The sequence below is a fragment of the Acinetobacter lwoffii genome, assembly GCF_019048525.1.
Lineage (GTDB): Bacteria > Pseudomonadota > Gammaproteobacteria > Pseudomonadales > Moraxellaceae > Acinetobacter > Acinetobacter lwoffii_K.
Genome location: NZ_CP077369.1, coordinates 2,324,149 through 2,348,191 on the forward strand (window position 1 = coordinate 2,324,149; position 24,043 = coordinate 2,348,191).

Annotated in this window: 25 protein-coding genes; 13 read left to right on the forward strand and 12 right to left on the reverse strand. The window is 40.8% G+C overall.

The annotated features are described in order from the left end of the window. Positions 1–28: 28 nt before the first annotated feature. Positions 29–1,369, reverse strand: a complete 1,341-nt coding sequence (locus I6L24_RS10940) for a TrkH family potassium uptake protein (protein ID WP_216985990.1) — start codon at positions 1,367–1,369, stop codon at positions 29–31. Next, positions 1,366–2,022 (reverse strand): potassium channel family protein, encoded by a 657-nt coding sequence (locus tag I6L24_RS10945; RefSeq protein ID WP_005246545.1) that lies wholly within the window; start codon positions 2,020–2,022, stop codon positions 1,366–1,368. The genes I6L24_RS10940 and I6L24_RS10945 overlap by 4 nt, the downstream gene beginning before the upstream one ends. A 121-nt stretch (positions 2,023–2,143) precedes the next feature. On the opposite strand from I6L24_RS10945, the gene I6L24_RS10950 reads away from it, so the two are divergent. Further along, positions 2,144–2,674 carry a hypothetical protein gene (locus I6L24_RS10950; protein WP_216985991.1) on the forward strand — a complete coding sequence of 177 codons (531 nt, stop codon included), beginning with the start codon at positions 2,144–2,146 and terminating at the stop codon, positions 2,672–2,674. Between the two features lie 59 nt (positions 2,675–2,733). On the opposite strand, the gene ilvA is transcribed toward I6L24_RS10950, so the two are convergent. After that, the gene (gene ilvA, locus I6L24_RS10955) at positions 2,734–4,272 is read right to left on the reverse strand and encodes a threonine ammonia-lyase, biosynthetic (RefSeq protein ID WP_004646781.1); all 1,539 of its coding nucleotides are present in this window, start codon (positions 4,270–4,272) and stop codon (positions 2,734–2,736) included. 104 nt (positions 4,273–4,376) lie between these two features. Between ilvA and rpiA the strand changes: the two genes are divergently transcribed. The 7 genes from rpiA (at position 4,377) to I6L24_RS10990 (ending at position 11,096) form a co-directional block, all read left to right on the forward strand. Then, a complete protein-coding gene (gene rpiA / locus I6L24_RS10960; protein ID WP_004279784.1) occupies positions 4,377–5,048 on the forward strand; it encodes a ribose-5-phosphate isomerase RpiA in 672 nt (223 codons plus the stop codon). Between the two features lie 138 nt (positions 5,049–5,186). Further along, positions 5,187–5,867: a M48 family metallopeptidase gene (locus tag I6L24_RS10965; protein ID WP_216985992.1), complete on the forward strand. Its 681-nt coding sequence runs from the start codon at positions 5,187–5,189 to the stop codon at positions 5,865–5,867. 183 nt (positions 5,868–6,050) lie between these two features. Next, complete coding sequence (gene argC / locus I6L24_RS10970) at positions 6,051–7,106, forward strand: N-acetyl-gamma-glutamyl-phosphate reductase (RefSeq protein WP_216986626.1); 1,056 nt, start codon at positions 6,051–6,053, stop codon at positions 7,104–7,106. A 77-nt stretch (positions 7,107–7,183) separates the two neighbouring features. After that, on the forward strand, positions 7,184–7,933 hold the full coding sequence (locus tag I6L24_RS10975) for a DUF6776 family protein (protein WP_216985993.1): 750 nt from the start codon (positions 7,184–7,186) through the stop codon (positions 7,931–7,933). An 18-nt stretch (positions 7,934–7,951) separates the two neighbouring features. After that, the gene (clpS, locus tag I6L24_RS10980) at positions 7,952–8,365 is read left to right on the forward strand and encodes an ATP-dependent Clp protease adapter ClpS (RefSeq protein ID WP_216985994.1); all 414 of its coding nucleotides are present in this window, start codon (positions 7,952–7,954) and stop codon (positions 8,363–8,365) included. Positions 8,366–8,374: 9 nt separating this feature from the next. After that, a complete protein-coding gene (gene clpA, locus I6L24_RS10985; protein WP_216985995.1) occupies positions 8,375–10,651 on the forward strand; it encodes an ATP-dependent Clp protease ATP-binding subunit ClpA in 2,277 nt (758 codons plus the stop codon). 91 nt (positions 10,652–10,742) lie between these two features. After that, entirely contained in the window at positions 10,743–11,096 is a 354-nt protein-coding gene (locus I6L24_RS10990; RefSeq protein ID WP_005246534.1) for a YnfA family protein, read from the forward strand. A 101-nt stretch (positions 11,097–11,197) separates the two neighbouring features. Here the strand turns inward: I6L24_RS10990 and I6L24_RS10995 are convergent, their stop codons facing one another. The 3 genes from I6L24_RS10995 to I6L24_RS11005 form a co-directional block, all read right to left on the reverse strand. After that, a complete protein-coding gene (locus I6L24_RS10995; RefSeq protein ID WP_004646787.1) occupies positions 11,198–11,671 on the reverse strand; it encodes a hypothetical protein in 474 nt (157 codons plus the stop codon). A gap of 104 nt (positions 11,672–11,775) precedes the next feature. After that, complete coding sequence (argF, locus tag I6L24_RS11000) at positions 11,776–12,696, reverse strand: ornithine carbamoyltransferase (RefSeq protein WP_004280178.1); 921 nt, start codon at positions 12,694–12,696, stop codon at positions 11,776–11,778. Positions 12,697–12,809: 113 nt separating this feature from the next. Then, positions 12,810–13,457, reverse strand: coding sequence for a TetR/AcrR family transcriptional regulator (locus I6L24_RS11005; protein WP_216985996.1), 648 nt, complete (start codon positions 13,455–13,457; stop codon positions 12,810–12,812). 243 nt (positions 13,458–13,700) lie between these two features. Between I6L24_RS11005 and prpB the strand changes: the two genes are divergently transcribed. Continuing rightward, the gene (gene prpB, locus I6L24_RS11010) at positions 13,701–14,585 is read left to right on the forward strand and encodes a methylisocitrate lyase (RefSeq protein WP_005107135.1); all 885 of its coding nucleotides are present in this window, start codon (positions 13,701–13,703) and stop codon (positions 14,583–14,585) included. Positions 14,586–14,589: 4 nt separating this feature from the next. After that, positions 14,590–15,729, forward strand: coding sequence for a bifunctional 2-methylcitrate synthase/citrate synthase (gene prpC / locus I6L24_RS11015; RefSeq protein WP_216985997.1), 1,140 nt, complete (start codon positions 14,590–14,592; stop codon positions 15,727–15,729). Positions 15,730–15,793: 64 nt separating this feature from the next. Here the strand turns inward: prpC and I6L24_RS11020 are convergent, their stop codons facing one another. Continuing rightward, complete coding sequence (locus tag I6L24_RS11020) at positions 15,794–16,414, reverse strand: aminotransferase (RefSeq protein ID WP_216985998.1); 621 nt, start codon at positions 16,412–16,414, stop codon at positions 15,794–15,796. A gap of 103 nt (positions 16,415–16,517) precedes the next feature. After that, positions 16,518–16,994: a CinA family protein gene (locus I6L24_RS11025; RefSeq protein ID WP_216985999.1), complete on the reverse strand. Its 477-nt coding sequence runs from the start codon at positions 16,992–16,994 to the stop codon at positions 16,518–16,520. 257 nt (positions 16,995–17,251) lie between these two features. Between I6L24_RS11025 and I6L24_RS11030 the strand changes: the two genes are divergently transcribed. Then, positions 17,252–17,482 (forward strand): hypothetical protein, encoded by a 231-nt coding sequence (locus I6L24_RS11030; RefSeq protein ID WP_004280185.1) that lies wholly within the window; start codon positions 17,252–17,254, stop codon positions 17,480–17,482. Positions 17,483–18,104: 622 nt separating this feature from the next. Beyond that, on the forward strand, positions 18,105–18,371 hold the full coding sequence (locus tag I6L24_RS11035; RefSeq protein WP_216986000.1) for a hypothetical protein: 267 nt from the start codon (positions 18,105–18,107) through the stop codon (positions 18,369–18,371). Between the two features lie 114 nt (positions 18,372–18,485). Here I6L24_RS11035 and I6L24_RS11040 read toward each other — a convergent pair whose 3' ends face one another. Next, positions 18,486–18,827: a hypothetical protein gene (locus tag I6L24_RS11040; RefSeq protein ID WP_005107130.1), complete on the reverse strand. Its 342-nt coding sequence runs from the start codon at positions 18,825–18,827 to the stop codon at positions 18,486–18,488. 1,602 nt (positions 18,828–20,429) lie between these two features. On the opposite strand from I6L24_RS11040, the gene I6L24_RS11045 reads away from it, so the two are divergent. Further along, complete coding sequence (locus tag I6L24_RS11045; RefSeq protein ID WP_005107128.1) at positions 20,430–20,570, forward strand: hypothetical protein; 141 nt, start codon at positions 20,430–20,432, stop codon at positions 20,568–20,570. Between the two features lie 41 nt (positions 20,571–20,611). On the opposite strand, the gene I6L24_RS11050 is transcribed toward I6L24_RS11045, so the two are convergent. The 3 genes from I6L24_RS11050 to I6L24_RS11060 all read right to left on the reverse strand — a co-directional run bounded on the left by I6L24_RS11050 (position 20,612) and on the right by I6L24_RS11060 (position 23,987). Further along, on the reverse strand, positions 20,612–21,247 hold the full coding sequence (locus tag I6L24_RS11050; protein WP_086044868.1) for an SOS response-associated peptidase: 636 nt from the start codon (positions 21,245–21,247) through the stop codon (positions 20,612–20,614). A gap of 226 nt (positions 21,248–21,473) precedes the next feature. After that, positions 21,474–22,688 (reverse strand): alpha/beta fold hydrolase, encoded by a 1,215-nt coding sequence (locus I6L24_RS11055; RefSeq protein WP_410549890.1) that lies wholly within the window; start codon positions 22,686–22,688, stop codon positions 21,474–21,476. A gap of 159 nt (positions 22,689–22,847) precedes the next feature. After that, positions 22,848–23,987 (reverse strand): catalase family protein, encoded by a 1,140-nt coding sequence (locus I6L24_RS11060; RefSeq protein ID WP_216986002.1) that lies wholly within the window; start codon positions 23,985–23,987, stop codon positions 22,848–22,850. Positions 23,988–24,043: the final 56 nt, after the last annotated feature.

Here is a 24,043-nt window from a genome sequence, read left to right on the forward strand (position 1 = left end):
TGCCGATGCATGGTTTTTTCTAGGTAGATTAACCAATCTGGATTTCTGAAGGCGGATGTTTGAGACGACTCTTTTTGGGAGTCGCAATAAAATAAGCAAGCGTCAGTGGCCCTAGACGCCCTGCGAACATTAACAGCATCAGAATGATCAAACTGGCAGGTTGTAGCTCCTCAGTTACCCCTCGGGACAAACCGACGGTACAGGCCGCAGACACGGCTTCAAACAACAGATCCAGAAAATCCTGCTCAGGTTCCAGGATTAATAAGCTCATAAAACCCATCATGATCAACGCTGCAGTAATACACACGACGGCCAATGCTTTAAACGTAGTTTTTTCAGGAATAGAGTGATTAAACAGCCGGATCTCATCTTCGCGTCTTAAAAAACTGATTACGCTGATGACCACAATAATAAACGTACCGACCTTAATGCCGCCCGCCGTACTTAAGGAACCTCCACCAATAAACATTAGAAATATGGTAACTAGAGTGGATGCATCACTCATTTGTTCCATTGGCAAGCTATGAAAACCTGAAGAGCGGGGAACGGTGGCATGGAACCAGGCATTCACGGCCTGATCGCCCAAACTCATGAGACCTAAGGTCTGTGGATTGGAAGCCTCCAATAGCCAAAGTACGATAAAAGCACTTAGGTTCAGACCCAGAATCGTTGAGAGGATTAGCTTGCTGTTGGTACTCAACTTACGCCAGCGCTTATGTTCTTTGACGTCCATCAGCACCAGAAAACCGATACCGCCAATGATATACAGCATACTGATGGTAAAGGTAATCAGATACTGTCCTGAAAAGCTCATCAAGCTATTTGGAAATAGTGAAAATCCACCATTATTAAAAGCGGAGACGCTATAAAAAGCTGCATAAAATAGTGCATCGCTAAACTGATATTCTTTGAGCCAAGCCAAAGTCAGAATCAGCGTACCGATTGCTTCAAATAATAGAGAATATAAAAACACGGCTTTAATGGTAAAACTGACTTTTTTCAGGCTAGTTTGTCCAATGGACTCCTGTGCCATGACTTGTTGTTTTAGCCCCAGTTGCGGTGCCAGACTCATCACTGCCAGAATGGCAAAGGTCATAAAACCCAAGCCGCCGCATTGCAACAAAAACATAATCACGATTTGACCAAATACGGTATAGGCTTCACCGACATTCACCACCGATAGCCCGGTAATGGTCACAGCAGAAGTTGCTGTAAAAATCGCCTCCAGCCAGCTGATTTCTCCATGATGTGCAATAGGCAGCATCAATAGCAGTGAGCCGATCAGAATTAATCCGAGAAAACCCAAAGCCAGTAAGCTTGGAGGACTGAGGTTAATCGTCCTGTGTTGCTTTAAATCAGAACTTTTCATAGATGTTTAAAATATTTAGCAAGACGGCGCAAAGGTTCCAGCAATCCTTCAACCAGTAAAATATCGCCTTCCTGAAGAATCTGATTGGCATCTACGTGATATTGCAATGTAGATCCGCGTTTATGTAATAAGGTCGTGATTTCAGGAGCATGCTTCATCAACTGATTCAGTGGCGTACCATGATGATCCGCATGAATTTCAATTTTGACAATATAATGATCATCCTCAAGCGCCATATAACGACTGACCATCGGATAGCTTAATGACTGGGCCACCCGAACGCCCATATCTTCTTCAGGGTGAATGATTTTTTCAACATTGAGATGGGTCAGAATCATGTGGTGGGATTTGGATTTGGCCTTTACCCAGATTTTCTTCACGCCCATATTTTTTAAATGCAATACACATAGAATGCTGGCCTCAATATCCTCTCCAATCGCAACGACAACGGCATCACAGCGCTGAATATTCAGCTCGTCTAGTACATGTTCATCGGTTGCATCGGCAATCACAGCATGGGTTAGTTGATCGGAAATATTTTCGACATATTTTTTATTCAGATCGATCCCTATCACTTCATGCTTCAGACTGATCAGTTGCGTGGCCACGGTCGCACCAAAACTACCAAGCCCAATGACTGCAAATAATGCCATTTGCTATCCTTAATTATTCTAAATAAAGTATTTTGAGTTATGTTAGCGTTAATCTAATCCAAGATGTTTGAAGTTTTACATAATTGATATAAATCGTTTATTTAGAAAGGAAAAGAACTAAATGGTTGATAATTGTGTGCTTGATTGGGGAGCTATAGCAACGATTGCTGCCGCAATTTTAACGGTTATCGTGGCTTACTGTATTTCAAAGCAATGGAAAACACAAAAGAGAGTTGAGAGAGTTTCAAATATTGCAAAGGAAGTCCATCTGGATATTACAAAATTTGATAAATATTTTGCCCAATATATTGCTTCGCATATTGATAATTTAAATGAAGGACCTAATGAGGGGAATGTATACTATGGTATTGAAAAAGAATTGAATCCGATTATTTATGATTTATATGTAGGTATGATTTCTAATTTAGAGATCATTCTTGAAGTAGAAAAAGATAAAGATCTTGAACAGCTAAAGGGAAGATTAATTAAAACTTACGAAAAACTTGATCAGCTTCAAAATGATATTTTACATTTAGCTATATTTAGTAAAGATAAAATTTTAGATGATGATCGCAGGAGATATCACAGTATTGATATTAAAGTTGCACACGAAGTTTTAACTACAACTCTAAATAGTTTAAAAAATCATTAATAAAATTTATTGTATATAAATAAAAAACCGCCTCGAAAGGCGGTTTATGTTTGAGAGAATTACTTCAAGAAACGTTGATAACCCAGATTATTGGTAATTTCCTGATATGGATAGGTAATGGTTTCGAGAGTTTCGATCAAACCGTCCGGATTTTGTTGTGCATCGGTCGCTTCAAGACCCACCAGAACACGTCCTTCAGCAGCGCCGTGGTTACGGTAGTGGAACAGGGTAATGTTATGGGTCGGGCCCAGACGTTCCAGGAACATCAGTAAAGCGCCAGGACGCTCCGGGAATTCCACTCGGAACAGGCGTTCATTTTCAATATCGGCATGACCACCGATCAGGTAACGGATATGCAGTTTGGCCACTTCGTCATCAGACAGATCATCAACGTCATACTGGAACTTTAAGGTTTCATAAATTTCTTGACGTTCTTTCTCGCCATTTTTTAGACTAATACCGACAAAGACCTGTGCCGCAGAAGCATCGCTGGCACGGTAGTTAAATTCAGTAATATTACGACCTTGCAAGGCACGGCAGAAGCTCAGGAATGAACCTTTCTGTTCTGGAATGGTTACGGCAAAAATCGCTTCTTTTCGTTCACCCAATTCGGTACGTTCAGCGATATAACGTAAACGGTCGAAGTTCATGTTGGCGCCGCAGACAATCGACACCATGTTTTTCCCTTCGATACCATGTTCAGCTACGTACTTTTTGATGCCGGCCAGTGCCATTGCACCAGATGGTTCGACAATGCTACGGCATTCGTCATAAGTGTCTTTAATCGCTGCACAGACTTCATCCGTATTCACCAGCACCACATTGGGTTCAACGATCGGGCCTGAATTGTCCGACTTTTGCAGACGAATCACATCAAATGGTTTTTCACCAATTTGGGCTACAGCTGTACCATCAGCAAATAAACCTACAGATGGAAGAATCACACGCTCATTGGCTTCTAAAGCAGCTTTTAAACAGGCAGATTCGTCGTATTCCACGGGAATGACTTTCACATGTGGTGCGACATCACCTAAATACGCTGCAACACCTGCGATCAGGCCGCCGCCGCCTACTGCAACGAAGACATAATCGACGTCGCGCCACTGACGCAGAATTTCATTAGCAATCGTACCTTGGCCAGCAATCACCAGTTCATCATCATAAGGCGGAATGAAGGTCATGCCATCTTCCTGGGCACGTTGAATCGCATACTTGTTGGCGACATCAAATGAATCACCATGCAAAACCACTTCGCCACCAAGACGCTTAACCGCCTGTACCTTGATATCAGGTGTGGTTTTAGGCATCACAATAATCGCGCGAATACCCAGCTTTTTCCCTGAGAGTGCCACGCCCTGTGCATGGTTACCCGCTGAAGCAGTAATAACGCCACGTTCCATTTGTGATTTCGGTAATTGACTAATACGGTTATAGGCACCGCGTAGCTTGAATGAAAAAACCGGTTGTAAATCTTCACGTTTAAAGCGGATATTATTATTGAGTCGTTCGCTAATTCGTGGCGCTGCTTCGAGTGGAGTTTCGATTGCAACATCGTAGACCGTTGCTTGTAAAATTTGTCGAACCAAACGAGACAGCATGTTAATTTTCCATCTAACAGTTTAAAATAGGGGCTTATTGTAACAAACCACACGGCTTTGCGGTTTAAAAAAGCTGCAAAAGTCCAAAATAGTTGAGTGAAGCCATGAGTCTATATGCAACCCAAGATGAGAAAAAACAAGCAGCAGCCAAAGCCGCTTTAAAACACTTGCCAAAAGGGGGCATTTTAGGCGTAGGTACAGGCAGTACTGTAAACTTTTTAATTGACTTATTGCCTGAGCTGCAATTGGAAGCTGCGGTAGCCAGTTCAGAAGCAACTGCACAACGCTTGAAAAAACTCGGCATTGAAGTGGTAGATATGAACTCTGTCAGTGGTCTGGATGCTTATGTTGATGGTGCAGATGAAATTGATCGTCATATGCATATGATCAAAGGTGGCGGTGCAGCGCTGACACGTGAAAAGATTGTTGCCTCTATTGCGAAAAAATTTGTGTGTATCGTGGATGATTCTAAATGGGTTGGACAATTAGGGCGTGAGTTCCCGCTTCCTGTAGAAGTGATTCCAATGGCGCGTTCTGCAGTCGCGCGTAAAATCGTATCTTTAGGTGGCGATCCTGCGTACCGTGAAGGTGTGGTCACTGACAACGGTAATGTGATTTTAGATGTGTACAACCTGAATATTCTAAATGCACTTGAACTGGAAAAAACCTTAAACGATATTCCGGGCGTGGTATGTAACGGTATCTTTGCGATCAACAAAGCAGATATCGCCATTGTCGCGACTGATAACGGAATTGAAGAGCGTACAGCGGTTTAATTAAACTTTCTAGAAAAAATCCCTCTAAATCTCCCTGAGCGAAGTTTTGAAGCACTGCTTTAAAACAAGTGCAAGAGGGGAGACTTTTAAAAGCCCCTCTTTGAAAAAGAGGGGGTTGGGGAGATTAAAAAAACTATAATGACCTTATCCGATCTACCCGAAATCCAAATCACCCGAAATGTCCGTTCAACCCGGTTACGTTTGCGTGTCGATGCGACCCAGATTCGCCTCACAGCCCCGGTTTTTTGCAGCAAAAAACAGATACGGCATTTTATTGAACAATCTGAAAGCTGGCTGATTAAAACCTGGCAATCCCAGCAGGAAAAAATCGAAAATATTGACCGGACGCTACCGAGTGAGCTGCGGTTATTCAATCTAAAAGCACCATTAAAAATTTCTTATCAAAGCCAGAAGAACAACTTCATTTTTGATCATGAAGATCTACAGCTTTGGATCAGTGACCGACATCCTGAAGAATATTTAAAAGCTTTCGTGATTGCCTACGCAAAAGAACATCTTCCTTCATATTTAAATCTCGTCTCACAGCAATGTCATTTGCCTTTTAAAAACTGCAACATTAGACATCCCAAAACCCGATGGGGCAGTTGTTCTGCCAAACATGACATTATGTTGAACAGCGCGCTGGTATTATTTCCTGAACAAGTCGCGCGTTATGTCGCTGTCCATGAACTGGTACATACAAAGCATTTTGATCATAGTCCACGGTTTTGGGCAGAAGTTGCCAAGCATGATCAGCATTTCCAGCAGCATCGTATAACGCTGAAAAATACGCCGTTGCCATATTGGTGGGGTGCCTAAAAGCATAATTAATAAGTCCATATAACTCTATTAAAATAGCCTAAGCAAATTAAAAGTTTCATGATCAAAATCGGACTTATCCTACTGATCAATTAAAAAACCAGCAAACCCCAGTGAAATGGTTTAGAAAACCTCAACTTCCTGTCATACTAGGCTGTATAAAGGAAACATTTATTTGAGGTAATCATCGTGATTTCAGTGGGTATTGTGGGTGGTACGGGTTATACAGGCGTTGAACTTTTGCGTCTTTTGCTACGACATCCAGATGTAAATGTAACAGCACTGACATCACGTACTGAAGCAGGCCGTCGTGTAGATGACATGTTCCCGAGCTTGCGCGGGCATACCGATCTTAAATTTTCCGATTTAAGTCTGGATTTATTAAAATCATGCGATGTGGTGTTCTTTGCAACGCCGCATGGTGTCGCAATGAAACATGCCGAAGAGCTGGTTGCTGCAAATACAAAAGTGATCGACCTAGCTGCTGATTTTCGTTTACAAGATCTTGAACATTTTGAAAAATGGTATGGCATGCAACATGCATGTCCAGAACTGTTAAAAGATTCTGTATACGGTTTATCTGAATTGAATCGTGAAGAGATTAAAAAAGCCAATGTGATCGGGAATCCGGGGTGTTATCCAACCACAGTTCAGTTAGGTCTGGCGCCAGTTTTAAAAGCGGCTGAAGTATTGGTGAAACCTGAAAGCATTATTATCGATGCCAAGTCGGGTGTATCAGGTGCAGGTCGTAAAGCTAGTCTGGGCATGATTTATTCTGAAAATGCTGATAACTTTAAGGCCTATGGTGTAGCGGGTCATCGCCATCATCCTGAAATTGTCGAAGCACTGGAAAATATTTCAGGTCAAAAAAATGTGTTTGATCATATTTTATTTGTACCGCATTTGGTGCCAATGATCCGTGGTATGTTGTCGACCATCTATATCGATTTAACTGAAGCAGGCCAAGCAGCAGATTTACAAGCGCTATATGAGCAGTTCTATGCCAATGAAGCATTTGTGGATGTTATGCCGGCGGGTAGCTCACCAGAAACCCGTTCAGTGCGTGGAGCGAATCAGTTACGTATTGCCTTGTATAAGCCACAGCCAACGAAACTGGTAATCCTGGTTGTACAAGACAATCTGGTAAAAGGCGCAGCAGGTCAGGCTGTGCAGAACATGAACCTGATGTTTGGTTTTGCTGAAGACGCTGGCTTAAATAATATTGGTTTATTACCATAAAAAACGTATTAGAACTTCACACACATTTAGATTTGGATTTAAATGTGTGTCTTGATTAAAGCAAACAAGAGATCAAAATGCCGAATAACGAGTCAAATACGACGCTTCCTCAGGAACCCGGTACTAAGAAACCATTCATGAAAGGCAATACGCCCTTGGCCATTGGTGCTGCTGTATTGATCTTAAGCAGTGGCGTACTCGGATATACCGTAGGACATCGTCAGGGTTTGACTGCGGCGGGTTATGATGCAGATGCAGAGCAACTGGTCGATGTAGTACAGACTCAGAAAGCCAGTCTGGAAACACTGAACAAGACGCTGAATACTGCGGTTCAGGAGCGTGATCTGGCGGTTAGCAATGCCAATGATCTGTATCTGGCTATGACCAAGGCACGCGATGAACAGGTTCAGGCTGAAAGTGTAGGAACCATTTATCGCGAGATTTTGCGTCAGCGTGGCGGTTTGGCATTGGCGGTTCAAAACCTGTCGATTAAACCTTTGCCGGAAAATGCCTTTGAATATCAGATTGATCTGGTTCAGGTCAGTCCGGGCAAAAGCCGTGCTTCAGGTAGTGTGGAATTGCGCCTGATTAAAGGGACTGAAATTCTGGTGGTGCCACTGGAAGATAAAAACTTTAATTTCGAAAATTATGAGCGACTCACTGGCCGCTGGAGCATGCCTAAGGGCTTTAAGCCAGAATTTATTGAAGTGCGTCTTACTGGTGCCAAACCTGTGATTCGTCGTTTTAGTTGGGAACAGGGCAAAGCAGTAGAAAATCAGTCTGCCACCTTGTCAGAAATCCCGAAAACCGAAGCAAATGCAAATTAAGTGTGAAATATAAATCTTATGCCAAGCAATAAACGTCAAATGTGTTTAAGTGATATTAAAAATTCTTTTAATGAGTCTGGAATCGTTGATTGGCATATCAGCCCACGTTTAGCAAATGAACCCTCTGAAGACGGCGATTCTGACCTAGCTGTACAGACCGCACCGCCAGAACTAAAACGTCCACCGTTCTATGCTGTTGTTTTATTAAATGACGACTATACGCCGATGGAGTTTGTAATTGAAATTTTACAACAATACTTTGCAATGAATCTTGACCAAGCTACACAAGTAATGCTAACTGTACATTATGAAGGAAAGGGTGTAGCTGGGGTTTATCCTCGAGACATTGCGGAGACCAAAGCGAACCAAGTCAATAATTATGCTCGATCACAAGGTCATCCGTTACTTTGCCAAATAGAGCCTAAAGATTAAGGGGGTTACATGCTCAGTCGTCAATTAGAAGTATCACTACGTTTGGCTGTCAGCATGGCTCGTCAAAAGAGACATGAGTTCCTGACCGTAGAACATTTATTGTTAGCCTTGCTCGACAACGATTCTGCCGTGAATGCACTCAAAGCATGTGGTGCGGACATCATCGTGTTGCGTAAGGAATTAGAAGAGTACGTAGAACAACATACCCCTAAACTTGGTGAAAATAGTGATCAGGCACCACACCCTACAGAAAGCTTCGACCGGATCTTGCAACGCGCGATTTTTCACGTGCAATCAAGCGGTGGCGATCGTACTGTAGAAGGTGCTGATATTCTGGTTGCCATGTATTCTGAGCGTGACTCATTTGCAGTCTATCTGCTTAAACGTCATCAAATTAACCGTCTGACCCTGACTCAGTACCTGTCTCATGGTACGCGTAAAGAAGATGTACAGTCTGAAGAAGAAATCGAAGATCTAGATGGCGAATCAGCATCTTCAGCAAGTTCAGGTCCACTTGAACTTTATACCACTAACCTGAATATTGAAGCACAAAAAGGTAAGACCGATCCACTGATTGGTCGTGAAAAAGAAATCGAGCGTGCCGCGCAAATTCTTTGCCGCCGTCGTAAAAATAACCCACTCCTTGTCGGTGATCCAGGTGTCGGTAAAACCTCGATTGCTGAAGGGCTGGCTTGGTTAATTGTCAATGGTAAAGCGCCAAAACCACTGGAAAATGCTGAAATTTTCAGTCTGGACATTGGTGCTTTGGTGGCAGGAACCAAATACCGTGGCGACTTTGAAAAACGCTTGAAACAGCTTTTAAATGCGTTGAAAAAGAAACCTGAAGCAGTGCTGTTTATTGATGAAATTCACATGATTATTGGTGCAGGCTCGAGTATGGGCAGTACCATGGATGCATCGAATCTGATCAAACCGGCGCTGGCAAATGGTTCTTTACGCTGCATTGGGTCAACCACATTCCAGGAATACCGTCAGGTCTTTGAGAAAGATCATGCTTTATCGCGTCGTTTCCAGAAAATTGATGTGAATGAGCCATCTATTTCTGAAACTATTGATATCCTACGTGGTCTGAAATCGAAGTTTGAAGATTTCCATCATGTGGAATATGAAGATCAAGCCTTAGTGTCTGCGGTAGAACTTTCTGCGAAATTTATCAACGACCGTTTCTTGCCAGATAAGGCGATTGATGTCATTGATGAGGCCGGTGCTCAGCGCCGTTTAAAAGCGGAGCAAGACGACAGTTTGATTACTGTGGAAAATATTGAAGACATCGTCTCTAAAATTGCGCGTATTCCACCAAAAACTGTTTCTAAAGATGATAAGAGCGTGCTGGAAAATCTTGAGCGCGATCTGAAACGTGTGGTCTTTAGTCAGGATGAAGCGATTGAGGCCTTGGCATCTGCGATTAAACTGTCACGTGCCGGTTTGAAGTCTCCAGATAAGCCTGTAGGTAGTTTTGTCTTTGCGGGTCCTACAGGTGTTGGTAAAACCGAAGTGACCAAGCAGCTCGCGAAACAGATGGGTGTGGAACTGGTTCGTTTTGATATGTCGGAATATATGGAACGCCATGCAGTGTCTCGTTTAATCGGTGCACCTCCGGGCTATGTCGGTTTTGATCAAGGTGGCCTGCTCACCGATGCGATTCACAAAAATCCGCATTGTGTGCTGTTGCTAGACGAGATCGAAAAAGCGCATCCAGATGTGTTTAATCTGTTATTGCAGATTATGGATCATGGTTCATTGACTGATAACAACGGGCGTAAATCTGATTTCCGTAACGTGGTCTTGGTACTCACCACCAATATTGGGGCTGAAAGTATTTCGCGTGTCAGCATTGGTTTTATGGAACAGGACAATAGTAACGATAATCAGGAAGCGATGAAGAAAGCCTTCTCGCCGGAATTCCGTAACCGTCTCGACGGCGTGATTCAGTTCAAGGCATTGCCAAGCAGCATTATTGAAAATGTCGTGGATAAATTCCTGACTGAACTTCAAGCACAACTGGATGACAAAAAAGTCATACTGGAAGTGGATCAGAGCGCACGTGAATGGATGTCTGAACATGGCTATGACCGTTTGATGGGTGCACGTCCAATGCAGCGTCTGATTCAGGAACACCTGAAAAAACCGCTGGCTGAGATGATCCTGTTTGGTGAACTGGCTGAAAATGGCGGCAATGTTGCAGTATCGGTGAAAAAAGAAAATGGTAAAGCGGTTGGCTTAAAACTTGAGGTTTTTGAAGATCAGACTGCTGAACCAGCCTAATTAAAAAGAAGGATCAAACCCGTGCTTGCACGGGTTTTTTCATGCACTCATATTTTAAATTATCAAATTTATATCATTTAAAAGATAAATTATGGATATTCAAGTTACCAAGCTGTTCACGACATTTTTACTGTTTTTAGTCACGGCATTGATGGAAATTTTAGGCTGTTATTTTCCCTACCTGATTTTAAATCAGGGGAGAAGCCACTGGTTATGGATTCCGACAACTCTGGCTTTGGCGGCTTTTGTCTGGCTGTTAACCTTGCATCCAGCTGCTTCAGGACGAATCTATGCCGCTTATGGCGGTATCTATATTTTTTCAGCGCTAATGTGGTTGCGCTTCGTTGATCAAGTGACTCTATCGCGTTGGGATCTGCTTGGTGGCATGGTGGTGATACTGGGTGCGTTGATTATTATTTTGCAGCCGCAGGGTCTGGTGCGTTAGCAGGATATAACAACAAACCTTATCAAAAAGGTAGCCACGGCTACCTTTTGTTTTCAGGATTTTTGAATCCTGAATCGAAATAAATGTCTTATGTGTTTAGATTATTTTAATTTGCAATCTTTCTGGGAAATATCCGTTTTATATGTTTGTGTCTGCGAGTTCAGGCTGAGTTCAACCTTGTAAGGGTTCTCAATCTGATAGCGATGCTCAAAGAAAATTTCACAATTATTGAGCAGATTATTGCGAATGACTTTCATCACTTCTTTGCGCCCCAAGTCTTTTTCAAACTGGCTAAAATCGGGCGTGATGATCATGCCTTTCAGTGTGGTTTTATTGGCACTTAACTGTAATTGTTCAATAATCGTATTTTGATCAATCTGCAATGGTAAAGTTCTGGAATCCTCTGCACTGAGCACTGCGAGCAATTCATTCAGCTCAGCTTTTTTCTGAATTTTAAATTTGCTGTCAATAATATTTTTTTCTTGAAGATATTGGTCAAATTCAGAAGCATGCACCGGTAAGGCGACACTGCTAAAACCAGTCAAGAGTGCCAAAGCCCAATATTTTTTTTGCATTGTATAAAATCACTTTTTATTCCATTTCAACAATGATTATAAGAGCTGAGACAAAAAAAGCACCAGAGATTGGTGCTTAATTTGTGAAGATTCATCTTAAAAAATTAGTCTTTTTTCAGATTTTCATTAATCAGGAATTCAACCAAAGCTTTTTGCGCGTGCAAGCGGTTTTCAGCTTCATCCCAAACTACGGCATTTTTATGGTCAAGCAGATTTTCTGAAATCTCTTCGCCACGATGCGCAGGCAAGCAGTGCATAAACAAGCAATCCGGATGTGCAAGATCCATCAGACGTTCATTCACCTGATAATCTGCAAAGGCTTTTTCACGGATCTTTTGTTCTTCTTCCTGGCCCATGCTTGCCCAAACGTCAGTCACGATCAGATCAGCATTCACCGCTGCATCTTCAGCAGAAGGAACCAGTTCCACACAATGGGCAAATTCAGACAGGAATTTTTCTTGTGGCTCATAGCCTTTTGGCGCTGCAATTTTCAGATTAAAGCCCCACATATGTGCAGCTTCAATATAAGAGTTACACATATTGTTGCCATCACCAATCCAGGCAACAGTTTTACCTTCGATTGAGCCACGTTGCTCTACATAGGTTTGCATGTCAGCAAGTAACTGGCAAGGGTGGTGGTCATCAGTCAACGCATTAATCACTGGAACTTTTGAATAAGATGCAAAACGCTCCACGATATCATGGCCGAAAGTACGGATCATCACAATATCCAGCATGCTTGAAATCACACGTGCAGAATCTTCAATCGGTTCACCACGACCTAACTGGGTATCGCGTGAAGACAGGAAAATCGCGCTACCACCAAATTGGCTCATGCCAGCTTCAAACGAAACACGCGTACGGGTACTCGATTTTTCAAAAATCATGCCCATCACTTTACCAACAAATGGTTGGAACACTTCATTGTTATGCTGTTTGCGCTTAAGCTCAATTGCGCGTTGCAAAATCTGGTTAAGTTCTAAAGTTGATAAATCGCGTAAGGTGAGAAAGTGACGGAGAGCCATTCGTTACTCCACAATAATTGCCGAAAAACTCGATCAACAATCAGTTGTTGGTTAGTTTAAGAAAAAATACGGAATCGGCTAATATACTATAAGCAATGAAAAATGCAAAAAAACTAGACTTTTTGATGACCGTCTAAAAAGCGATCCACACAATAACTGATGTATTTGTCGATTTCCTGATCATCTTCCTGTACCGGAATTCCCATCAGAATACGCCATTCCAGATTGCGCAAAATACCAAAATACAGCTGCGCCGAATATTGTGGATTTTCGCAATGCAATAAACCTTGCGCATCTGCCTGTTCTAAAGCCTTGGCAATGGCACTTTGCACATGCACTGGGCCTCGCTCATGAATATGCTGAGCAAGTTCAGGATTACGCTGGCTTTGTTCCAGCACCAGACGCATAAAGGCCGAGTTTTCCGGTTGCATAATCTGGTGATAAAAATTAAGCAACGTGTGTACTAAATAACTACGAAAATCCAGTGCCATCAGTTCGATCGGAATACTGTTATCTTCAAAAAACTTGATACGACGATAATCGCAAATGGCTTTAAACAAGCCTTCTTTATTGCCAAAGTACTTATAAATAGAGGCTTTAGAGCCACCGGCATGCTGGACGATATCATCCAGAGACACAGCATCATAACCCCGTTCCAGAAATAGCTCGGTTGCACTGATCAGCAGCGCAATACAACGCTCATGACCACGTTTGGTCTGTGGCAGATCTTTGGCGAGCGGTTCTAGGGCGAGGTCTTGCATAGGAGATAGTACATCAACATGTCAATAGAGATTGAAACGCCATCATAGCAAATATATGCACATATTTCATAATTGCGCCAGATAAGTGCGCCAGATAAGTGCGCTATTTGCTAATTAGGTAAAGCAAAACTTAAAAATTTGACTAAAGTTTTAGAGTATTTGTTCTATCGGGTTATGGAATGAGCAAGCCAAATGAGTATACTCGAATTTCAATAATTATAGCCAAGACTGTGGAAAAGGAAGATGACAGAACAAATGTCTGCAGGTTTAAGATTTAGACAAGCGCTTGAAGTCGAGAAACCATTGCAAATTATGGGCACAGTAAATGCCTATGCTGCCATGATGGCCAAACAGGTCGGTTATAAAGCCATTTATTTATCAGGTGCGGGTGTCGCGAATTATTCTTATGGTTTGCCTGATCTGGGCATGACCAGCCTAGATAATGTTCTTGAAGATGTACGCCGGATCACTGAGCGTGTGGATACACCTTTGCTGGTCGATATCGATACCGGTTGGGGCGGTGCATTAAATATTGCCCGCACGATCAAACAGATGACTGCTGCAGGAGCCGCTGCGGTTCATATTGAAGATCAGGTGGCACAGAAGCGTTGTGGTCATCGTCCAAATAAAGAAATCGTATCGCAGCAGGAAATGGTCGATCGTATCAAAGCGGCTGTAGATGCGAAAACCGATTCAAACTTCGTGGTGATGGCGCGTACCGATGCGCTACAAAAAGAAGGCTTGCAAGCAGTGATTGATCGTGCTTCTGCCTGTGTTGAAGCGGGTGCAGATGCGATCTTTGCTGAGGCGATGACCGATATCACCATGTACCGTACAGTGTGTGATGCGGTCGGTGTGCCAGTCTTGGCAAATATTACCGAATTTGGTGATACACCGTATTATACGGTTGATGAACTGGCGGAGCAGGGCATTGGCATGGTGCTGTATCCGTTATCAGCGACACGTGCAATGCAAAAAGCCGCACTTGAAGTGATGCGTTCAGTACGCGAACATGGTACTCAGGTAAATGTGCTGGATATTATGCAACAACGAAAAGAACTCTACGAATTTTTAGATTATCACAGCTTCGAAGACACATTAGATAAACTGTTTAAACAGGAGAATTAAAAAAATGGCTGAAGGAAAAGTACTCACTGGCGCAGGATTGCGCGGACAAGTGGCAGGTAAAACCTCACTTTCAACAGTAGGCAAAAGTGGCGCAGGTCTGACCTATCGCGGTTATGACGTGCAGGAGCTGGCTGAACATTGCCAGTTTGAAGAAGTCGCTTATCTGATTTTCTTCGGAGAATTGCCGACAGCAGAGCAATTGGCAGCCTACAAAGCCAAACTGAAATCCTTGCGCACTTTACCTCAGGCATTAAAAGAAGTCCTTGAGCGTATTCCAGCCGATTCCCACCCAATGGATGTGATGCGTACAGGCGTTTCCATGCTGGGCAATCTTGAAACTGAGCAGTCTTTTGAGCGGCAACAGGATATCGCAGACCGTATTTTGGCGACGCTACCGGCCATCATTTGTTACTGGTATCGTTATAGCCATGACGGCGTGCGTATTGAAGAAAATACCAATGACGATTCAATCGGTGCACAGTTCCTGCATCTTCTGCATGGTGAAAAACCAAATGAGCTACATGAACAGGTAATGAATGTTTCCTTGATTCTGTATGCAGAGCATGAATTCAATGCTTCGACTTTTACCGCTCGTGTGTGTGCATCAACGCTGTCAGATATGCATTCCTGTATTACCGGTGCAATCGGTTCCTTGCGTGGCCCTCTACATGGCGGTGCCAACGAAGCTGCGATGGACATGATCGAAAACTGGACGTCGCCTGAAGAAGCTGAACGTGAAATGCTGGGCATGCTGGAACGTAAAGAAAAAATCATGGGCTTCGGTCATGCGATCTATAAGGACAATGATCCGCGTAATGGCATTATTAAAGTCTGGTCGGAGCGTTTAGCCAAAGATGTCGGTGATACCGTACTTTATCCAGTGTCAGTGCGCTGCGAAGAAGTCATGTGGCGCGAGAAGAAATTATTCTGTAATGCCGATTTCTTCCATGCGTCTGCTTATCACTTTATGGGCATTCCAACCAAGTTGTTTACCCCGATCTTTGTTATGTCACGTGTGACAGGCTGGGCAGCGCATGTGATGGAACAGCGTGCTGACAACCGTATTATCCGTCCAAGCGCAGACTATACCGGACCAGAACTACGTAAAGTAGTGCCAATCGCTGAGCGTTCTACAGCGGCTTAATCCGTAAATGTCCTAGAATAAAAATAAGGTCTCAATTGAGACCTTATTTTTTTAGTGAATTCTGTTATCGGCTTAACAGTGCCGGATCTTCAATGCTATAACCTGTTTCAAAAGGAATACCCAGATACTTTACTACTACTAGGGTCTTATTGTGTCGCGGGACTTTATAGGCCTGGCTAATTTTCAAGCCTTGCTGATAACTGACTGCTTGCTGAACCGGACTTTTTTGTGAGCCAGATTTCACTTGATATTGATAGGTCCATTTTGGCACTTTTTCCTGAGGATCATGCCAAGCAGGTGCGCTACCTTTTGTTGTCTTTAAAACCTTAAGCTGTGGCTTTGATTTTTGAATCGGATTTAATGGAACTAAACGTTTTTTGATTTTGGCAATGTCCTGATCAAACTTGCGACTGTCTTGATCATAATCGATGCGCTTGGTTTTAGGATTGATATATAAGGAACTGACCTGAATCAATTGATTTGGTTTTTGGGATTTAAAATTATAATAATACAGTTGAGGCAAGCGTCCACGACCATCAAGATAGTGACGCATGATATAAAGCTTCTGTTCTTTAACTTCATAGCCTAGAACTTCAATATTTTGTGGGCCGCCTACGGTAGCGAAAGTCAGAGTGGGCAAGATCAGAGGGAGCAGAAGCAGTGCGGTTTTAATATTCATGGTCATTCCACCCTCAAAAAAAATAGATTGGCATTTGATCATGCCAATCTATCTTAAAATACGGTAGAAATAATGAAGCTTATTCAAGCTACACAGTAACTTTGAAAGCTTAGCTGTTATTCAACAGATTGATCATGTCATGTGCAACCACAGCTGACAGTTTGTTGAGGCGTTCAAGTGGCGAGCCTTTGAGATAATACTGGAACTGATGGATTTGCGTGCCATCATTAATGGCCACAAAAAATGTTCCTTCCGGTTTCTCTGGTGTCGCGCTACCACCTGATTTAAGCAATCCTGTACAGGCGATAATCCAGTCAGCATCACGGAACATTTTTTTACCTGCTTCCGCCAGAGCAACCGTTACCGGCATAGATTCCGCGGTATGACTATTGATCAGATTCTTGGAAATGCCCAATACAGAAGTCTTGACACTTACATCGTAGCAGATCAAACCACCAATCAGAATTTCGGCACCTTCTCCTTTACAAATGGAGAACTGGCTACTGAGATATCCAGAACTTGCGCTTTCGATAAAGGCAATTTTTATGTTTTTCTCTTCGAGTAAGCCGCAACAGGTTTTTATCATAGTCTCTATATTTTCTTTTCTTTGTGGGAGTGATTTTAGATCAATTTAGACAGATTTTTTCTGTCGATCAACTCCAAGTATATTTATATTTTTATGAAAGTTAAAATTTTTTTCATAGATTAGTGTAATTTCATGTTGATCTGATCGCAAAATCTGAATGGTTAAAGCTTGGGCTATTTTCAAAAATAGAGGTTTCTTCTCAGGCGGAACAGTGGTAAAAATAAAAATAAAGTGCTTAGTGAAAGTAGGGTGTTGGAATGAAAACCACAGTAAAATATGTAGTCTTAAAAAGTCTTGACTATCAATTGGGTACACCATTATTTCAGGAAGAAATTGACGCTGATGGTCAATATTTTGATCAGATACCAAGCACAATTTCTTATCAGAACTTGCAGTTCAAAGTAAAAAGCAAAGAGCTTAAACGTTTGCATCTGGCCGAAGAGCAGGAAGATACTCAAACAATTATCGTCAAAGTGGTCAATATCTAATAAAAACTGAATAGAATAAGCCTCTTTTAAAGGGGCTTATTTATTATAAATAGATTAATAAATATAATTACAAACAATGATTTGATCTAAGTTTATACCAAAATAATAAGTAAAAATATTTGAATTAAAGTCAAGGTAAATTCGAAACAGCTTAAGTTTTATTGGTGAGGTCATGTTAAGTATCGTATTTCTTCACAGTTAATAATATTCAAAAAGAATTGTATTTTTAATGTTTTATTTAATTTTTTAAAAATATAGAAGATTTAGATTTATTTGTATATATTTATAAATATCAATAGTATAGTTATTAAGTGGTTCTGTTTAATAACGCTTTTTAAATTTTATTAAAAATTTTCCTATATATGAAATAGGACTTAAGTTATTCCTTTTATTGGATAATAAATTTTTGACCTATAAAGTCTTTCATTATGTTTCTGTTGCATTATATCAGGTAATTTATGTTGCGCATTAATCTCCACTTCAAGTACTTATCTTACTATTTTTTACATTGAATTAATCTGTAACAGGTTAAAGGTTGGCGAAATCTGAAAAATGCGTAGAGTAGATATTAAGTCGAAACCTATCGGCTTTTAATTTAAAGCAAATAGTAAGGAATACCACCATGGCTAATAATCAACAGCAAGACCAACAGAAACAGCAGCAACAACAGCAACAGCAAAATCAACAGCGCAATCAAGATCAGCAGCGTCAACAAAACAACCAGCAAAACCCAAATCAGCAACAAAATAACCAGCAACAACAACAGCCGCAGGGTGGTCAACACAACCAGCAACAGCGCGACCAGCAGCAACAAAACCAGCAAGGCCAACAGCAACAACAGCCACAGCAAAACAGTAACCAGCAACAACAACGTTCACGTAATCAATAAGATCAGTGAAAGCCACAGCGTTAATCTTTTTTAAGATATATGCTCTTCATAAAAAAACCGCCTGATTCAGGCGGTTTTTTTTATATTTCATTGCACGATTAGACTAAGTATTTATTAACACTGAATATTGGCTTTTAGCTTGTAGAAATTCAAGGCATTGTCTAGGTCTGTGAGCAACTCTTTTTCTGTATATTCCTTGGGTGCAAGTTTTAGCAGAGCAGGCATGTAGTTATTTTTATATTCTTTAGGATATTGTTCACACAGGATGCGTGTTCTTTCTTCCAGACTAATTGTTGAAGAGTCGAGTTTGTCCAGATAAGCACTGAGTTGATTATCTGACTGTTCAAACTGCGCTTTAATATTTGCAGCAGCCTCGGCTGAATTCTCTGCTTGCTGTTTTTGGCAGCCGCTTATTGCCAGACTCATCAATAAAGTAATTAGTATGCGATTTTTCATGCTGCCAAAATATTGTTATTGCTCATATGAAAACTTATAGAGAGAAAAGACTAAAAAGAAAGCAATGATCTATAAACTTTATGAGACATTGAACATTCATAACATCCGATATTGACTGAAATAAGGAATTTTCTTCTAAAAATCTAAATTAACCCATTCTCACTTATAGGTTTAGCAATTCTTCTTGGGTTTTGGTTATTTAGTAATCTTATTTTCTCATTAAAAATATTTTTGGATAAATTACAGTCATTTAATTAACAAAAGTAATGGTTTTTTCATATTTTGAAACATTGCATCTATATATCCTACACAGATCGGCTGCATGGCTAGTGATATCTTGGCGTCATTCTAAGAACTTAATGAAAATAATTAAAAATCAGCACATTATAAGGCCTGTTTAATTTAGGAGAGTTAAACAGGCTTTTTCTTTTCCGTCTTAAATCTGGTTTTTTCTTTGCTGATTGTATTTTTTGCTCACTCTCTTTCACATAAGTTTTCATACACAACATAAAGCCTGAAAATTCCCTCAGGAGAGATACATGAATAGATGTTATTTATATATCTCTTTTCACGAAAAGACAGGACAAAGCTATGATGAGATGTATATGCGCATTTGGCATGGGCGTAATGGTTGGCTGTTGTTTTAAATCTTGCAAAGAGAAAATGTGTCAGATGATGAGCAGCAAGCATTGTAAAAGTGATCATTGTAAAAAGGATCAGACGACTCAAGCTGAAGAGCCTGTACGAACTTAGTCCAAAAGCTTCAATTTTACTGAAGGGCTAAGAGAGCTGAGTACTGAAGTTGTTCTAGATCGCTGATCCAATCATTTTGTATTGAGTCATTCTATATTTAAAGCAATAAGGCTTGATCCTGAATCGAGCCTTGTACACTCAGGAGAAAAACATGATGCAATTTATATTTTGTTTATTTGGTCTTCATGGTGCGACTGAAATTAACTACACGTGTGACCATGATGAGGTCAAACAGTGTCGTGATTGCTTGAAAAATATTGAATAATGTGCCAAATCATCAGACATCTTAATGAAGATCAATCCCCGTTCAATCATCAGTTGGCGGGGTTTTTCTTTACTGATGAAATTTTTGGATCTAAACATAATTTCTCACAAGGAATACTTTATAAAAGAATCATTTCAATAGGATTACGTTTTGATAAATTCTTAGCTGCTTAGAACTGGAATACAATAAAATTTATGCGTGTGATCACCCATGCTCGAATTCTTGAAGCAATTCAAAAGAGGCCACAGGCTGAAACTGCATTAGCTGGTGGGGATTGACTGATTAAGGCCAAGCATCCTAAAGGTTTTGCTGAGATGAAAAGACTTTTTCCGGCAGTGGGTAAGGTTAGAAAATTTCATGTATTTGATATCGGCGCGCACGCGAATTCATATTCTCTGCTGTACCGTCTACGATCAGGCTGAATAGCTTATTTGCTCAGATGGACTTCAGGAATTATGTAATGTAAAAGAGCACTTGAAGGAAAGTTTGTTTCTTTAGAAAACTGAATGTACAACATAAATAACATTGATGTTTAGCAGCAGATGTCATATTTATCTCTTAATAGATATATGAAGGAGATACATATGACAAATAAGCCAGAGCAAGAATCAAATCCGCATAAAGAATCAAATGATGACAAGGGTAATCAGGCATCTTATAAGCATGTCAAACCAGAGAAGAAACCCAATGCAGAACCGGAAAATCCATTGAGAGAGCAAAAATAGCTTTTTCACATGGACGAAGCCCTAACTTGGTTTAGGGCTTTTTAATTTCCCGATAAACGTTGATCTCTAGGCTTTGCAATAAACTCATCTTTCATTTCAAAGAAAAATTCATGGGCTTGTTCATGATCGCAGTGCAACCAGTCATGTCGTGATTCTTCCGGAATTACAATAATCGAGCGTTTTTCGTCATTCGGGTCATGAAACTGTTTCATAAAGGGATGTTGATCTGAATTTATGGTTAGCATCGAAAATGATCTGATCTTCTCACCATCAATGTGTGCGTCATCATAAATCGCCGCAACGGTAAAAGGATTGCCATCTTCACGTGAAATACCAAACCAGTGCGGTTTACCCTCTATATATTTAGGTTCATAGAATGTATCGACCGGTACTAAAGCAAACTGGTTGTTTTTCCAGGCATGTCGAAAACTTGGTTTGGATGCTACTGTTTCTGTCCGTGCATTATAAGTATGCCGGCCATATTTTAGTTCTTTCGCCCAGGTTGGAATCAGTCCGAAACGTGCGATATCCAGCTCATACTCGTCAGCACCACGCATAATGATTGGTGCGGGTGCTAAAGGATAAATATGCGTTTTCATGCCCAGTTCGAGTTGCTCTTCATGAATATCTAATAAGGAAAGACGTTTTTTTGAGGGGAATTCATAGTTCGAGCACATAAATAACCTCTTTCATTCTAATTATTGTCTGCTAAAGAACTAAGGTATAAAAATGATGGGCTCAAAACAATTCGAAAGCGTAAGTGTAGTTTTAACACAAAGTAAGAATACGGATTAACATTAGTTTATCTTCTTTATAGAATAGTATTCCTTTAAAGGACTATTCTATAAATATGAAGATTAAAATATTTACGTTTTTAATGATTAAATGCAAAAGCTCACCAAGTTATTTTGTAGGGCAGGTGCTCAAAGCTTTTCCTTGTCCAACTGAATTGATAAAGTTTCCAATCAGAAATTCACTCTGTCTTAAGGAATCACGATGATCTCCATTTTTGACGAGATGGAAGACGATAGATTTTTGCTTTGTACATACCTGCTGGTAGTAAGCATAAGTACCACGATAATCGACCAGTTGATCTTTCTCACCTTGTACCAGCAGAACCGGCACAGTCGGTATCATATTCTCAATAGACTGTTCTTTTAAATAATTTGTCAAAGGTGCCAGATTTACATTTGATTTAAAGACAGTCTTAGGTGCTTGTTTTAGGTCCGATTGTAATTCTGACAAACAGCGACTGCGTGCATGATTAAGAATTTCTCCCATTTCTAGGCTAACTAAATTTGCTGGAGCAAGCATCGGGTCTGCAGCTTCTGCTCCTAAAAGCACAATTGGAAAAAATGCGGCGACATCAGTCGTGATTTGCGAATTGCTAGCAACATATTCAGCGATTCCTTCATATTGATAACCGCCTGGTGCCAGTGCAATTGCCCCGCGAAGATCAAATTCAGGCGCATCTTTTTGACCGGATGCTGCAACTTTAAGAGATGCTGCACCTCCTTGACTATGACCCATAACATACCAATTTTTACTAAAGTTATAAGGCTTTAAATGGTGGATCGCTCGTACAGCATCAACGACAGTATGCAACTGGCTTCGCGCATTCATATAAGGATGACCGCCCGGAGTGCCTAAACCTTGATAATCAGGTGCAACGACTGCATAGCCGCGAGCGAGCCAGGCATTCAATGCCTTAGCTGCGATTTGTTGATAGACATGGACTGGCCCACCCATATAATCGCCAGAGGGTGCACATGTATCAGCAACGCCAGTTGTACCATGCGCCCAAGCCAGAACAGGCCATCCATCTTTAGGGACTTTGCCTTTAGGTAACAGGATATAGCCTGAAGTGACGATGGGCTCGGATTTTGTGCCACGACTGCGATAATTAATTAAGAAACGTTGTGAGGCATTCGTAAACAGATCAGTATCTTGTTCTTGTATAGATAATATTGTACCCGGTATTTTTTCCGAAATATGAGATGCTTGGATTTTGCTGTTATCGGGAAGTGGAGGAGAGGCTATTGCATATGTTGAACCTAAACATAAACAGCTCATGATCAATTTAATAATAGGAGGTTTAATTTTCATCACTGAAACCATTTTCCTTTTTATAATGTCATTTTTAATGTAACAGCTTTATTTATGTTTCTAAATTAACTCTGCACAAAGTTTGTAAATTAAAGCTTTTAAGTTAAGGCGAATGAGCAGTACAACTGGTTATTTTAGTCTAGCTGATAGCTTCATATAAGCACTTATATTTTAATGTGGTTCTGATCTGTGAGTAGAATTCAAATCATGTCTAAGCTGACTAATACGATCATAAATCACTTTTCGCATTCTGTTTATTACTCCTAGAGGTTTGTGCTCTGGTAGTGTATGCCATGGTGTAAAAGAGAGGTTTTCACAAAACTTGTTTTGTTCAGGCGTATCAAAAACTTGTTGAGGAATCCGGATAGTGGCTACCTTGTAAAAAGGTGCCTCACTTTCTTGCCATTCAGTCATGGAATCTTCGACCGACATGCTGTTTGATGTTCTAGGCTGTACCAGAAACTCCATACATGCTTCACTTTTTTGCAAATGTTGGCGCAGTTTTTCTCTTAGAAAATTATGATGCGGAGCATGTGGAAGAGGATCTGTCACTGTCGAACATGCTTGAGCTGAATACTTTATAGCTTGACGATCAGTGCCAATTCCTAATTGATAGGGCACCATAGACCAATATCTAGTTTGCAAAGGATTAGAAATTTTATTTCTCGTATTTAAGGCAATCCAGGTTCCTTTAGCTCCTAATGCAAAAGGAATATGGAGCTTATTGAAAAATCTATCGCTATTTATATCTTGCATAAATGATATATATCGGACTGGATCATTCACAAAAAAGACAGGATGATTGATCATAATGAAATCTTGAGTAGAGGTTTCATCATCTAAAAGCTTTTCTCCCGGTACAGCCAGAAGTTTTATCGCCATGCCACGGGCATCTTTTTTAATATCTGCTTGTTGGCCATCTTTAGAACCATTAGAGAAACGAATCCAGGCTTGATATGTTTTTCCCGGAATAAAAACACCTTGAACCAAGTTTTTAGGAAGAACTTCATCTACTTTGAATTCTGCACGTACACAACCATGTGCTTTGGGATGGGCATCACGTAGCGCGATACCTGTGGAATATTCTTTCCGAATCGATATCTCAATTATATCTGCGATTTTTTCAGTTATGTTTGCTTCATCAGGATAAAGACTTTCACTTAAATGATGATCTATATTGGGATGAATATTATCTTTTGGAGAGTTAGATACTATAGGGGAAGTGTTAGCATATGCAGCACTACAAATACTTATTGCCATTAGAGGGAGGAAGACTAGACCCGAGCATATAGGTTTTATAAAGTTAGGCATTGATTTTCTCCTTGCTATAAAGCTAGAGTTAGTTTTAATTTTTTAGCCTATGATCT